The 13,114-nt window shown below is 63.5% G+C and carries 14 protein-coding genes; 10 read left to right on the top strand and 4 right to left on the bottom strand.

The genetic code is table 11. The annotated features are described in order from the left end of the window. Window positions 1–82 precede the first annotated feature (82 nt). The 7 genes from AC1Q6Z_RS25445 to AC1Q6Z_RS25415 all read left to right on the top strand — a co-directional run bounded on the left by AC1Q6Z_RS25445 (window position 83) and on the right by AC1Q6Z_RS25415 (window position 5,793). Window positions 83–1,123 carry a cysteine synthase A gene (locus tag AC1Q6Z_RS25445; RefSeq protein WP_492649701.1) on the top strand — a complete coding sequence of 347 codons (1,041 nt, stop codon included), beginning with the start codon at window positions 83–85 and terminating at the stop codon, window positions 1,121–1,123. An 11-nt stretch (window positions 1,124–1,134) separates the two neighbouring features. Further along, window positions 1,135–1,872, top strand: coding sequence for an alanyl-tRNA editing protein (locus tag AC1Q6Z_RS25440; protein ID WP_492649735.1), 738 nt, complete (start codon window positions 1,135–1,137; stop codon window positions 1,870–1,872). A 62-nt stretch (window positions 1,873–1,934) separates the two neighbouring features. After that, window positions 1,935–2,789 (top strand): 3-mercaptopyruvate sulfurtransferase, encoded by an 855-nt coding sequence (sseA, locus tag AC1Q6Z_RS25435; protein ID WP_492649700.1) that lies wholly within the window; start codon window positions 1,935–1,937, stop codon window positions 2,787–2,789. Next, window positions 2,789–3,379 (top strand): GNAT family N-acetyltransferase, encoded by a 591-nt coding sequence (locus tag AC1Q6Z_RS25430; RefSeq protein WP_435265401.1) that lies wholly within the window; start codon window positions 2,789–2,791, stop codon window positions 3,377–3,379. Before sseA ends, AC1Q6Z_RS25430 begins: the two co-directional genes overlap by 1 nt. A 98-nt stretch (window positions 3,380–3,477) precedes the next feature. Continuing rightward, window positions 3,478–4,038, top strand: coding sequence for an OmpA family protein (locus AC1Q6Z_RS25425; RefSeq protein ID WP_492649699.1), 561 nt, complete (start codon window positions 3,478–3,480; stop codon window positions 4,036–4,038). Window positions 4,039–4,220: 182 nt separating this feature from the next. Continuing rightward, window positions 4,221–5,255 (top strand): phosphotransferase enzyme family protein, encoded by a 1,035-nt coding sequence (locus AC1Q6Z_RS25420; RefSeq protein ID WP_492649698.1) that lies wholly within the window; start codon window positions 4,221–4,223, stop codon window positions 5,253–5,255. Between the two features lie 70 nt (window positions 5,256–5,325). Continuing rightward, entirely contained in the window at window positions 5,326–5,793 is a 468-nt protein-coding gene (locus tag AC1Q6Z_RS25415; protein WP_492649697.1) for a DUF1203 domain-containing protein, read from the top strand. A 49-nt stretch (window positions 5,794–5,842) separates the two neighbouring features. Here AC1Q6Z_RS25415 and ald read toward each other — a convergent pair whose 3' ends face one another. Further along, a complete protein-coding gene (gene ald / locus AC1Q6Z_RS25410; RefSeq protein WP_492649696.1) occupies window positions 5,843–6,961 on the bottom strand; it encodes an alanine dehydrogenase in 1,119 nt (372 codons plus the stop codon). Window positions 6,962–7,125: 164 nt separating this feature from the next. Between ald and AC1Q6Z_RS25405 the strand changes: the two genes are divergently transcribed. Continuing rightward, window positions 7,126–7,587 (top strand): Lrp/AsnC family transcriptional regulator, encoded by a 462-nt coding sequence (locus AC1Q6Z_RS25405; protein ID WP_256116110.1) that lies wholly within the window; start codon window positions 7,126–7,128, stop codon window positions 7,585–7,587. Here AC1Q6Z_RS25405 and AC1Q6Z_RS25400 read toward each other — a convergent pair. From AC1Q6Z_RS25400 to ilvA, 3 genes are all read right to left on the bottom strand, one after another. Continuing rightward, on the bottom strand, window positions 7,584–8,831 hold the full coding sequence (locus AC1Q6Z_RS25400) for a GGDEF domain-containing protein (protein WP_492649695.1): 1,248 nt from the start codon (window positions 8,829–8,831) through the stop codon (window positions 7,584–7,586). The two genes, AC1Q6Z_RS25405 and AC1Q6Z_RS25400, sit on opposite strands and share 4 nt — an antisense overlap. Window positions 8,832–8,994: 163 nt before the next feature. After that, window positions 8,995–9,309 (bottom strand): HlyU family transcriptional regulator, encoded by a 315-nt coding sequence (locus AC1Q6Z_RS25395; protein WP_256116112.1) that lies wholly within the window; start codon window positions 9,307–9,309, stop codon window positions 8,995–8,997. Between the two features lie 61 nt (window positions 9,310–9,370). Then, window positions 9,371–10,618, bottom strand: a complete 1,248-nt coding sequence (gene ilvA / locus AC1Q6Z_RS25390) for a threonine ammonia-lyase (protein ID WP_492649694.1) — start codon at window positions 10,616–10,618, stop codon at window positions 9,371–9,373. A 279-nt stretch (window positions 10,619–10,897) separates the two neighbouring features. On the opposite strand from ilvA, the gene AC1Q6Z_RS25385 reads away from it, so the two are divergent. Together AC1Q6Z_RS25385 and AC1Q6Z_RS25380 are read left to right on the top strand one after the other, a co-directional pair. Next, entirely contained in the window at window positions 10,898–12,352 is a 1,455-nt protein-coding gene (locus tag AC1Q6Z_RS25385; RefSeq protein ID WP_492649693.1) for a TrkH family potassium uptake protein, read from the top strand. Between the two features lie 78 nt (window positions 12,353–12,430). Continuing rightward, window positions 12,431–13,009, top strand: coding sequence for a hypothetical protein (locus AC1Q6Z_RS25380; protein WP_319319162.1), 579 nt, complete (start codon window positions 12,431–12,433; stop codon window positions 13,007–13,009). The last annotated feature ends 105 nt before the right edge of the window (window positions 13,010–13,114 follow it).

Below are 13,114 nucleotides of genomic sequence, written 5' to 3'. Positions count from 1 at the left end.
GAACACGATTTCTTGCAAAGCGTCGCTTGGCGGCCGAAAAGACGTTTCCTGATCTAGGTTTATAACGCGAGGCTCGGCTCCCATGGCAATTCTTCCGTCCGTTCTGGATGCAATCGGCAATACGCCGCTGATCCGGCTCAAGGGGGCTTCCGACGCGACGGGCTGCGAGATCCTCGGCAAGGCGGAATTCCTGAACCCCGGCCAGTCGGTCAAGGACCGCGCCGCCCTCTACATCATCCGCGCGGCGGAACGCTCCGGGGCGCTGCGTCCCGGCGGCGTTATCGTCGAGGGCACGGCCGGCAATACCGGCATCGGGCTGGCGCTCGTCGCGCAGGCGCTCGGCTACCGCACCGTCATCGTCATTCCGGAAACCCAGAGCCAGGAGAAGAAGGACGCGCTGCGCCTGCTCGGCGCCGAGCTCGTCGAGGTTCCCGCCGTTCCGTACAAGAACCCGAACAACTACGTAAAACTTTCCGGCCGTCTTGCCGAGCAACTCGCCAGGACCGAGCCGAACGGCGCGATCTGGGCCAACCAGTTCGACAATGTCGCCAACCGCGATGCTCATATCGAGACGACGGCGCCGGAAATCTGGCGCGACACGGATGGCAAGGTGGACGGCTTCGTCTCGGCCGTCGGCTCCGGCGGAACGCTGGCCGGGGTCGCCGCAGGCCTGAGGGCGAAAAACCCGAACATCAAGATCGCGCTTGCCGATCCGGATGGTGCGGCACTCTACAACTATTATGCGCATGGCGAACTGAAAGCTGCCGGCAGCTCGATTACCGAAGGCATCGGTCAGGGCCGCATCACGGCGAACCTCGAAGGGTTCACGCCGGATTATTCCTACAACATCCCTGATTCCGAGGCGGTTCCGCTGGTCTTCGACCTGATCGAAAACGAAGGCATCGCGCTGGGCGGCTCCTCCGGCATCAACATTGCCGGCGCGATCCGGCTTGCCAGGGATCTCGGCCCCGGCCACACGATCGTGACGATCCTCTGCGACTATGGTAACCGCTATCAGTCCAAACTCTTCAACGCGGACTTCCTCGATTCGAAGGGCCTGCCCGTTCCGGCATGGCTGACGGCGAAATCGGGGATCAAGGTCCCTTATCAGTCGGTCGAATAGGTCTCATGTCCCTGCCAACCACTGCCCTCTTTCGCGACGATTTTTATCTTTCGACAAACGAGGCGGTGGTGACGGCGGTGCACGAGGATGGTGGCATCGAGCTCGACCAGACCTGTTTCTACGCGACATCCGGCGGCCAGCCGGGCGATACCGGTTTTCTGGAGCGCGCCGACGGTTCCCGCATCGCGCTCGGGCCGGCCGTCAATGGTGGCACGAAAGAGATCATCATCCACCGCCCGCTGGAGGGCGAGACCTCGCCGATCGTCGGCGAGACGGTGGTCGCCCATATCGACTGGGCGCGCCGCTACAAGCTGATGCGCATGCACACGGCCTGCCACCTGCTCTCCGTTGTCTGCCCCTACCCCATCACCGGTGCGGCCGTCGGCGAGGACGACAGCCGGGTCGATTTCGACATGAGCGAGACCATCGACAAGGATGAAGTGACGGCGCGGCTGATGAAGCTCGTCGAGGAAAACCATCCAATCTTCGTGCAATGGATCACCGATGAGGAACTCGCTGCCAATCCCGGCATTGTGAAGTCGAAGAACGTGCGCCCGCCGATGGGCCTCGGCCGCGTCAGCCTCGTCTGCATCGGCGAAAACTCTTCGGTCGACAGCCAGCCCTGCGGCGGCACGCATGTCTCGGAGACGCAGGAAGTGGGTGCCATCCACATCGGCAAGATCGAGAAGAAGGGCAAGGAGAACCGCCGGTTCCGCATCCGCTTCGGTGCGCCCGGTTCCGAGGCGTAGCGCTTTCTGGTTTACGCAAGACCGCGTTCCGCATTTTGCCGGAATTGCCTGAGGAGTAAAAAATGTCCAACGACAAGAGCAGGTTCGTCGTCTCGGCCGACTGGGTGGAAAAGCAGCTCGGCGCGCCGGAATTCCGCATCGTCGATGCCGCCTGGTATCTGCCCGCGCAAAACCGCAACGGCGCCCTCGAATATGCGGCCGGCCACATCCCCGGCGCCGTGTTCTTCGATCAGGACGTGATCGCCGATCATTCGAGCAACCTGCCGCACACCGTGCCCTCGCCGGCCTTCTTCGCCACCGAAGTCGGCAAGCTCGGCATTTCGGATACGGATACGATCGTCGTCTATGACGGCCCCGGCATCTTTACGGCGCCGCGCGTCTGGTGGCTGTTCCGCACGATGGGCGCCAAGAACGTCTTCGTGCTGGATGGCGGCATCGACGGCTGGAAGAAGGAAGGGCGGCCGCTCCAGACCGACCTGCCGGAACCCGCCCCCGCCGTCTTCCACACCAATTTCAATCCCTATGCGGTCACCTCCTTCGAGGAGATGCGTGGCATCGTCTCGACCGGCTCGAAGCAGATCGCCGATGCCCGCGGCGCCGGCCGATTCACCGGCGAGGAAGCGGAGCCCCGCGCCGGCATGCGCTCCGGCCATATGCCCGGGGCGAAAAGCTTGCCGTCGGGCACCTTCTCCGTCGATGGCAAGCTCAAGGACCTTACGAGCCTGCGAAAACATTTCGAGGATTCGGGCATCGACCTTTCGAAACCGGTCGTCACAAGCTGCGGCTCGGGCATCACGGCGGCGATCATTACGCTGGCGCTCACCTCGCTCGGCCATGAAAACAACACGCTCTATGACGGCTCCTGGTCGCAATGGGGTGGCCGGGACGATACGCCGGTCGTGACGGGAAAAGACTGATGGCGAAGAAGGCACAGACGGCACCGATCGCCGTCCACATCACCGCGCTCGAAATGACCTCGCCGCCGAAGCAGAGCCTGCCGGTGCCGGTCAACGTGCACACCGCGATCCTCAATGCGCCGGAAATCCCGCTCGCCTTCTACCGCTTCCTCTACCGGCAGGTCGGCAGCCGCTGGCACTGGGTCGACCGGCTGCGCATGACGGACGACGCGCTCGCCAAGACGCTGTACGACAAGCGCAACAGCGTCACCGTGCTCTATGTCAACGGCGCGCCGGCCGGGTTCTTCGAGCTGTTGCAGATCGACGAGGACGTGGTCGAGCTCTCGCATTTCGGCCTGTTCGAGCGTGCGCTGGGGCTTGGCATCGGCAAGTGGTTCCTCTTGCAGACGCTCTATGCCGCCTGGTCGCTCGGGCCGAAGCGCGTGACGGTCACCACCAACAACCTCGACCATCCGCGCGCCCTCCAGCTTTACCAGATGTTCGGCTTCTCGCCGGTCGGCACGCGCGATGCCGAGCTTGTGCCGCTCGCTGACGCCGAGTTGCTGGCGCTCGCCAAGCGGGATTGTCTGCTGCCGCCGGAGCCGCGTTAATCAATCTGAACGGGAGCTAACAGCCGGTTCAGCTCCCTTTCAGATCGCCCATGGCAATTTCCGTTCAACAGACGATCAAACGAACAGGAAACATTGCCATGCAACGCCGCGCCTTTCTGACCGCGTTCGCCACCGCCCTTGCCGTCCCCGCCTTCTCGGGCCTCGCGATCGCGCAGGAAACCCCGTCCTCGGAGATCATCCTGCGCCGCCTCGATGCGGCCCCCTCCCGCCGCCTGCGCGAAGAGGAACGGGTGACGGTGCGCGAATTCAAGCGCCGTCCGGACCTGCGCGGTGCCGCCCCCTCGATCAACATCCAGTCGATCAACTTCGCCTTCGCGTCCTCGGATATCCCGCGCTCGGAATATCGAAAGGTCAGCCAGATCGCGCGCGCCATGGAACAGCTCCTCAAGCGCCGCCGCCGCGCCGTCTTCCTCATCGAAGGCCATACGGATGCCGTGGGCTCGGCCGCGTCCAACCAGGTGTTGTCCGAACGCCGCGCCGAATCGCTGAAGCGGCTGCTCGTGCAGGAATTCGGCATCCCCTACCGCGCGCTCGAAACGGTCGGCTACGGCGAGGACTATCTGCTGGTGCCGACGCAGAACGAGGAATGGCGCAACCGCCGCGTGACGCTGCGCCGCATCGACGAATTTGTGCGCTAATTCAACACTCCAAAAGCAACACCGCGGGTGCCCACCGGCATCCGCGGTGTTGTTGTTTTTGCGGCCTACTTCGGTGCTGGAAACGACCGGGCAACTATGTCATATGACTGTCACGAGCATTTCCCGAAGGCGATGGAGCCGTGGACGGATCGATCGGCATACAAACGGAATCTTTCGCTCGCATGGACAGCCCCACCCCTGATCTTCGCGATTTGCTTGGCAAGCGGGTGCGCATCCTGCACACCAAGCGGCGCCTCAGCATCCAGAAACGCATCGTCGTCTTCGAGCAGCAGACCTATGTGCTGCATTTCTTCGTGCTGAAATCGACGAAAGACCGTTTCGAGGACGCCGTCGGGCGACTGGAGGCGGCCGGCATTTCCGCCCAGCATGTCTGCGCCGGCACTTCCTCGTGGGGTGATGCCATCAAGGCCGGCGGCCATTGGCTAGCGCTTTCCTACCTGCCCGGCAAGCCGCTGACCCAGAAGGCGCATCCGGCAGCGCTCGCGGCGCTTGGCCGCACGCTCGCCAAACTCAACACGATCGAAGGCGCCGCCACCGGTGCGCTCTTCGAACGCCGCCGGCCGGTCCTGCCGCATGAGGGTTACCTCGCCCAGTCCGGCGCCCTGCACAGCCCGGAAGAGCGGCGCTGGATCGAGGAGAGCCTCGCGCGCATGCGCCGCCTGCCGGCCACCCAGCTCACCCATGGCGACCTCTACGGCAGCAATATCATCGAGCAGGACGAGCATTCGATCGGCCTGATCGACTATGAGCTGATGACCTACGACGTTTCGGGCATCGAACTTGCCGCAACCATGATGCGCCCATTCTGTCGGCAGACCGCACAGCGGCGCAGCCTGCTCGACGGTTATCTCAGCACCTGCGCTGCCGACCTGCGCGCAACCTGGCTGGCGCATGCCCCCGACCTCGTCTTCACCGCCGCCACCCGCCTGCTCGCCGCGCGGCGGCAGCGCATCCGCCACCTGAAGATCCGCGACCGGCTTTTCTCCATCGCCGAGGCAGTGCCGATGGCATCGCTGCGCAAGCGGCTGAAAGACCGGCGCGAGGCCATCGCACGGAACATCGTATCCGCCGAGGCGAACGAGGCCTATTACCAGCACATCGCCAAAACCATGGTGGGCCTCTGCCTCGCCGATCCGGCGATCGATCCTGTCGAACTCCTTGGGCAATGCGACAAGGCCTTCCGCAAGGCGACCTGACAGGAATCGGGTGTCGCGAGCGCGGTCAATGATGAAGGATTGCGGCACCTTGCAACCGGAGCCGCCAAAGATGTCCCTTCGTTTCCTGCCCATGCCGACCGAAACCGCGACCGCCTACTGGAGCGGCGGCAAGGATGCCTATGGCATGGTGCCGGAGCGGCATGTTTCCGATGGCGATGGCGTGCCCTGTCGCCATTGCCTGCGGCTCGTCGGTGCCGGCGAGACCTATCTCGTCCTGGCGCACCGCCCCTTCCCGGCCGTCCAGCCCTATGCGGAAACCGGCCCGATCTTCCTGCATGCCGAGCACTGCGCCGCCCATGTTCCGTCTGAAGACTTGCCGCCGATGCTGACCAGCCGCGACTATATCGTGCGCGGCTATTCGGCGATAGACCGCATCCTCTACGGCACCGGCGCCGTGGTGCCGACCGGCGACATTCCCGACTATGCCGCCACGCTGCTGGCGCGCGAGGATGTCGCCTATCTCCACATCCGTTCGGCGCGCAACAACTGCTACCAGTGCCGCATAGAGCGCGCATGAAAGAAGGCCCGGATCGCTCCGGGCCTTCTTTCATTGCATGCATGTCGAATCAGGCGACGTTCAGCACCGCTTCCGGGGCATAGGCCTCATAGCCGAGCGCCTCGGCGACCGGGCGGTTGGTGACGCGGCCCCTGTGCACGTTGAGGCCGGCGCGCAGATGCCGGTCCTCGGCGATCGCCTTCAGGCCCTTGTCGGCGAGTTGCAAGCCGTAATGCAGCGTCGCATTGTTCAGCGCATGCGCGGAGGTGACCGGCACCGCGCCCGGCATGTTGGCCACGCAATAGTGCACCACGCCGTCGACCTCGTAGGTCGGATCGGAATGGGTGGTGGCGTGCGAGGTCTCGAAGCAGCCGCCCTGGTCGATGGCGACGTCGACGATGACCGCGCCCCTCTTCATGCCCGACAGCATTTCGCGGGTGACGAGTTTCGGCGCAGCGGCACCGGGGATCAGCACGGCGCCGATGACCAGATCGGCGGAGAAGACTTCCTCTTCCAGCGCATCGATCGTCGAATAGCGCGTGTGGATACGGCCGCCGAAAATGTCGTCGAGCTGGCGCAGGCGCGGGATCGAGCGGTCGACGATCGAGACGTCGGCACCGAGACCGGCCGCCATCTTCGCCGCATGCAGGCCGACGACGCCGCCGCCGATGATCGCGACCTTGGCCGGCAGCACGCCCGGCACGCCGCCGAGCAGGACGCCGCGGCCGCCATTGGCCTTTTGCAGCGCGGTGGCGCCCGCCTGGATGGAGAGACGGCCGGCAACCTCGGACATGGGTGCGAGCAGCGGCAGGCCGCCGCGCTCGTCCGTCACCGTCTCATAGGCGATGGCGGTGACGCCGGAGGCGAGCAGGCCCTTGGTCTGTTCCGGATCGGGCGCGAGATGCAGGTAGGTGTAGAGAATCTGTCCGTCGCGCAGCTGCGCCCATTCGGAGGGCTGCGGCTCCTTGACCTTCACCACCATGTCGGACTTCTGGAAGATATCCGCGGCAGTGGCCACGATCTTCGCGCCGGCGGCGCGGTAGGTGTCGTCGTCTGCGCCGATGCCGGCGCCGGCCTTGGTCTCGACGAGAACCTCATGGCCATGGGCCACATATTCGCGCACAGCCCCGGGCGTCAGGCCCACCCGATATTCGTGATTCTTGATTTCCTTCGGACAACCGATGCGCATGCGCGTTCCTCTCCCAGTGCTGTTCCCGTTCATTGCCGCCGCTTGTCGGCGGGGACCACTATGGAAGCAGAGGACGCGTGCAATGTCCTTGCAAAGCGGGTTTGCGAAACGCACCATTGTCGAATATTCTGCGAATATCAGCGAAAATTTCGAAGGAAATTCGAATGGCGCATCTGGATGCAATTGATACTGCGATCCTGAGGGTGATTCAACAGAACGGCCGCATCTCCAATGCGGAGCTTGCGGAGCGCGTCGGGCTGTCGCCATCGGCCTGCTCGCGCCGGCTCGACATTTTGGAAAAATCCGGTGTCATCAACGGCTACCACGCCCGCGTCTCGCCCAAGGCGCTCGACTACAAGATGATCGCCATCGTGCACATCTCGCTTTCCGGCCAGTTCGCCAAGACGCTGAACGAGTTCGAATCCGCCGTAAAACTCTGTCCCAACGTGCTCGTCTGCTACCTGATGTCCGGCGAGTATGACTATATCCTGCGCGTCGCCGCCAAGGACCTGGAGGATTATGAGCGCATCCACCGCGACTGGCTCTCGGCCCTGCCCCATGTGGTGAAGATCAATTCGAGCTTTGCCCTGCGCGAGATCATCGACCGGCCGAATGTCGGCATCTAGCTCGCAATGACCCGGTTTCGGCCGGCATTCTTTGCGGCATAGAGCCGGGCGTCCGCTGCCGAAAGCAGGGCGTTCAGCGTCGTGCCGTCGTTGTAGCTGTTGGCGATGCCGATGCTGACCGTCACCGGCACGCCGTCCGGCCGGCGGATCTCCGCTTCCACGGTGCGGCGCAGGGCCTCCGCGCGGTCGGCGCCGGCCTCTGGCGTGACACCCTCGCAGATCACCACGAATTCCTCGCCGCCGAAGCGGAAGACGCGGTCGGTGCCGCGCAGTGTGCGTTGCAGGCAGGCGGCCGTCTCCTTCAGCACGCCGTCGCCGGCAAGGTGGCCGAAGCGGTCGTTGACGTCCTTGAAATGGTCGGCATCGATGATCATCAGCGCCATCGGCTTGCCGGCCGCCAGCATCGCGGAGAGCAGGCGCGGCGCCTCGAATTCCAGGCGGCTGCGGTCGTAGACGCCGGTCAGCGCATCGCGACCGGAACGGTCCAGCAGGTCCTCGTAACGCTCGCGGAAGGTGAGATCGGCAAAGATATCCGAGATCGGCCGCGGCGAGACGGGAATGGCCGAAATGCGCGAATAGGAGAGATAGATGGTGATCAGCACCGCATAGGCGCAGGCCGCCATCATCTTGGCGATCCAGCCGCCCCAGAAGACTTCGACCGGCGCGCCGTTGAGGAAATGCAGGGCTGCGAAGAAGCCGATCTGGTCGAAGGTCAGCACCACGACGCCGGAGACGAAGAAGCGCATGGCCGTGCTCTTCTTGAACACCCGCCCGAGCCGTTCGTAAAGCAAGATGATCGCCAGCGCATCGATATAGAGCAGCGTCGTGCCCCAGAGCATCAGCCAACCCATCTCGTCGATGAAGGCGAGATCCGCGATGCGGCCCGGCACAGCCCCGATCGTCTGGTGATGGCGCAGGAAGAAGCCGAGGCCGACCGTCAGGAAATTGCCGGCGAGCAGACCGTAGATCGGCGCACGCACGACCGCGGCGTCCTCCTTCACATAAAGAAGGAGAATCATCATCAGCTTGCCGGAAAACAGCACGGAGGAGCCAGGCGAGATGACGCCGAAGGGCAGCTCGATGTAAAAGACGGCCGCGAGATAGGTTTCGAGGAAGTGCATCACGCCGAGTGCGGCAATGAAGACGCCGATGCCGATCTGATGGCGCAGATGCAGGATGCCCACCATGAAGACGAAATAGAATCCGGCCTCGACGAGAAGCAGGATCAGATTTTCAGTACCCATGGGCGATCCGCAGTTTCTTCGCTTTGCCCGGCAGCTAAATACAGGGCAAGAGTCGCAACAAGTCTTTTCCTGCGGATACAGGCAATCGCGCCGGTTCTCCAGCGCGTTCACGTTCTTTTGTGTGACTTTTCACAGAACGAGGCGAGAAATCGCCCGGCGGCGGTCAGACCTGCCGGCTGTCCACGCCGTCGTTGAACAGCGAAGGCCCGTGCTGGTCGACGATCTGCTTTGCCTTGCGGAAGGTCGAGGCGACCGTATCGTCCCGCGAGGAGAAGAGATCGGCGCGGATGAAGCTGCGGGTGAAGACCCGGTCGCCGTCCCGCTTCTCGATCCGCCCGGCCAGGCGATACTGGCCGCCTTCCGGAATGGGAGCCGCGACGAGGGTGAGGTCGTTGTAGGCCTCGGTTTCCTCCGCGACCTTCGCGGGGGCTGCCGAGTCGCCGCCGCGACCGAAGAGTTTTGAAAAGAACGATGCCATGGCCGATTGCTAACACAGGCCGCCGCGCCCTCCAAGGGGAGAGCGCGGCCAGCCCCTGCCCCTAGATGATGAGGTTTGCGAGAATTTCGTTTTCCGTGATGTCTTGGTAACGCATGCCGGCAGCGTCGAAAGCCTTTTTCAGCGCCGCAAAATTCTCCGGCGCCTTGGTTTCGATGCCGATGAGGATGGAGCCGAAATTGCGGGCGGATTTCTTCAGGTATTCGAAGCGGGCGATGTCGTCGTCCGGGCCGAGCATGTTGAGAAAATCCTTGAGCGCGCCTGGGCGCTGGGCCAGGCGCAGGATGAAGTATTTCTTCAGCCCGGCATGGCGCATGGCGCGTTCCTTGACATCCGGCAGGCGCTCGAAATCGAAATTGCCGCCGGAGACGACGGCGACGACCGTCTTGCCCTCCAGCGCCTCGCGGCCGAGCGCATCCAGCGCCGTCAGCGACAGCGCACCCGCCGGCTCCAGCACCACGCCCTCGACATTCAGCATGTCGATCATCGTCACGCAGATCGCGTTTTCCGACAGCAGCATGACCTGATCGGCCGAAAACCGGCTGAGGGCTGCAAAATTGAGGGCGCCGATCTGCCCGACCGCGGCACCGTCGACAAAATTATCGACCTGGTCGAGCGTCACCACGGCACCGCTTTCGAGGCTGCGCTTGAGGCTCGGCGCACCGGCCGGCTCGCAGAACAGGAAGCTCGACGGGCCGATCCTGTCGGCAAGATAGCCGGTCACACCCGAGGCAAGGCCACCGCCGCCGACGGGCAAAACCACGAGATCCGGCAGCTTGCCATCGGGAAGCTGCGCGATGATTTCGGCCGCCACCGTCGCCTGGCCCTCGATGATGTCAGCATGGTCGAAGGGCGGCACCATCAGCGCGCCGGTCGCCTCCGCGTGCTCGCGGGCCGCCTTGTAGCACTGGTCGAAGAAGTCGCCGACGAGCTTGATCGTGACGAACTCGCCGCCGAAGATGCGGGTCTTGTCGATCTTCTGCTGCGGCGTCGTCACCGGCATGAAAACCACACCCGGCACGCCGAAATGGCGGCAAACGAAGGCGAAACCCTGCGCATGGTTGCCGGCCGAGGCGCAGACGAAGCTGCGCGCGCCGTTTTCGTCGGCGAGAACCTTGCGGAAGAAGTTGAACGCCCCCCGGATCTTGTAGGAGCGTACCGGCGAGAGGTCCTCGCGCTTGAGATAGATTTCCGCGCCGTAGCGGGCGGAGAGATGTTCGTTCAGCTGGAGCGGCGTTTCGGGAAACAACCCGCGCAAGGCCTCCATGGCCGCGTCGACGTCGGATGTCATGCTCTGGTCCATATTCGATAGGGATCTGGGTTCGATAGGATTGGGTTCAAAAAGCTGCGTGTCTCGCCTTCAGGACAAGTCTTGCCTTCAGGAAGGACAGATGCAGGGGAAGCCGATCATTCTTCAAACCTTTCCGACGCCGCGCAGCAGAACCGGTCAAAACCAAGGAGGACCGCGTCGGAAGCCATCCTTGAGTTTGGACAATGCAAAGGCTATGGCATATCGACGCGACGGATACCACCCGCCCTGGCCGCCATGGCCTCTTCCCGAGACCAGAACTTGAACGCCACCATCTTCCGATCCGCCATCAACATTGCCGCCATCAGCGGCATCTACCTGTCCGTGGCGATGCTCGTTCCGGCGTTCATCGACGTCTATTACGGCCATCCCGATTCGGAGGTCTTCTTCCTCTCCGCCTTCATGACCGGCGGCCTGTCGCTCGCGACGGCTGCTGCGACGCGCGCCGGCCCGCCGCCCTTCAACAAGCGCATGGGCTTCCTCGTCGTCAACATGCTCTGGCTTTCGGGCAGCATCATCGGCGCGATCCCGCTCTGGCTGTCGTCGCTGAACCTCACCTTCGCGCAGGCCTTCTTCGAATCGGTCTCGGCGATCAGCACGACCGGCTCCACCATTATAGTCGGCCTCGACGACGCGCCGCCCGGCGTCTTGATGTGGCGCTCGCTGCTGCACTGGCTCGGTGGCGTCGGGATTCTTGCCCTCGGCCTCTTCATCATGCCGTATCTGCGCGTTGGCGGCATGTCCTTCTTCAAGCTCGAATCGTCCGATACGGCCGACAAGCCCTTCGCCCGAATCGCGAGCTATACCCGCGCCTTCCTCGCCATCTACGTGGCGATCACCCTCATTTGCGCCATTACCTATGCCGCGCTCGGCATGAGCCGCTTCGATGCGCTGAACCACGCCATGTCGACGGTCGCGACCGGCGGGCTTTCGACGCACGACGCCTCCTTCGGCTATTTCAAGAGCCTGCCGCTGCTCTGGGCCGCCACGTTCTTCATGACACTCTCCAGCCTGCCATTCTCGGTGCTCATCCTGTTCGTGGTGCGCGGGCGCATCGATGCCTGGCGCGACCCGCAGATCCGCGTCTTCCTCGCCTATCTCGCGCTCTTCGCGATCGCGGCCAGCATCTTCCAACGGATCGAGAACGGTGTCCCCTTCCATGAGGCGCTGGCGCATTCCTTCTTTACCATCTCCTCGATTCTCTCCACCACAGGCTTTGCCAGCGACGACTTCACGCAATGGGGTCACTTCATCGTCGCACTGGCCTTCGTCGCGACCTTCATGGGCGGCTGTTCCGGTTCGACGTCGGGTGGGCTCAAGGCCTACCGCCTGATCATTCTATTCAATTTCATCCGCACTGGCCTCTACCGTCTCATCTATCCCGACGGAATCCATGCCGTGCGCTACGGCAGCATGACCGTCGACATCGATCTGCAGCGCGGCGTCTTCCTTTTCTTCATCACGTATGTGGCCATTTCCGCTATCGGCGCCATTGTGCTCGGCCTGATGGGCTATGACGTTCTGACGGCGGTATCGGCCGCCGCGACGTCGCTGTCCAACGTCGGCCCGGGCGTTACCCAAGCGATCGGTCCGGCCGGCAGTTTTGCCGGCTTTCATGATGCCGCTCTCTACCTGCTCTCCTTCCTGATGTTGCTCGGCCGTCTCGAAATCCTGACTGTGCTCGTCATCCTGACACCACTGTTCTGGAAGAGCTGACCGCGTACCGCCTTTGGCGTTCTTGACTGTTGTCACGCTTCTCCGCATCCTGCCGCCATCCGGCTGGAGGAAGACTGAATGTTTGCGTCGAAGTCCCTGTTGCGTTTGACCTTTATCGCCGCGCTCGCGCCGGCCTTCGCCTTTGCCGGGCCGCTTGCGGATGCGGCCAAGAAGGCGGAGGAACAGGCCGCCGCCGGCGACACGGTGGGCGCGCACAACACGATCCGCGATGCCTTCGGCACCTTCGCCGCCACCCTGCCCTTCACGATCGGCAAGGCCGTCTTCGTTTCCGCCCCGCCGGAAGGCTACGGCATGTATGCGGTGCGCCCCGCCTCCGACTTCAAGGTCGGCGAGGCGCTGATCTCCTATGTCGAGCCCGTCGGCCTCACCTGGCGGCCGGGCGACGGCGGCCTGCTCGAATCGCATTTCACCGTCGATCTCGAACTTCTCGATCCCAAGGGCACGGTGCTCGCCGAGCAGAAGGCCTTCGGCTCCTTCGACTTCAAGGGCAGCGTGCGCAACCAGGAAGTCTTCGCCAAGCTGACCCTCAATCTCAGCGGCCCGCCGGCCGGCGACTACGTGCTGCGCTACCGCTTCCGCGATGCGGCCAGTGGCGCCGTGGCGATCAGCGAGCAGCCGTTCAAGATCGTTCCGTAATAAGGTTTTCCACAGGCAGGCAGAGAATTGTGACAAGCCGGAATCCAAGCTTTCCAGCGGCTTGACGGTCAATTATGACAGCGACATGACAACCCCAGCCAGGTA

The sequence above is a fragment of the Shinella sp. GW835-FHT14H05 genome (assembly GCF_058793575.1).
The sequence above is the reverse complement of the archived record's forward strand: the minus strand, read 5'-3'. Positions and strand labels throughout refer to the sequence as shown.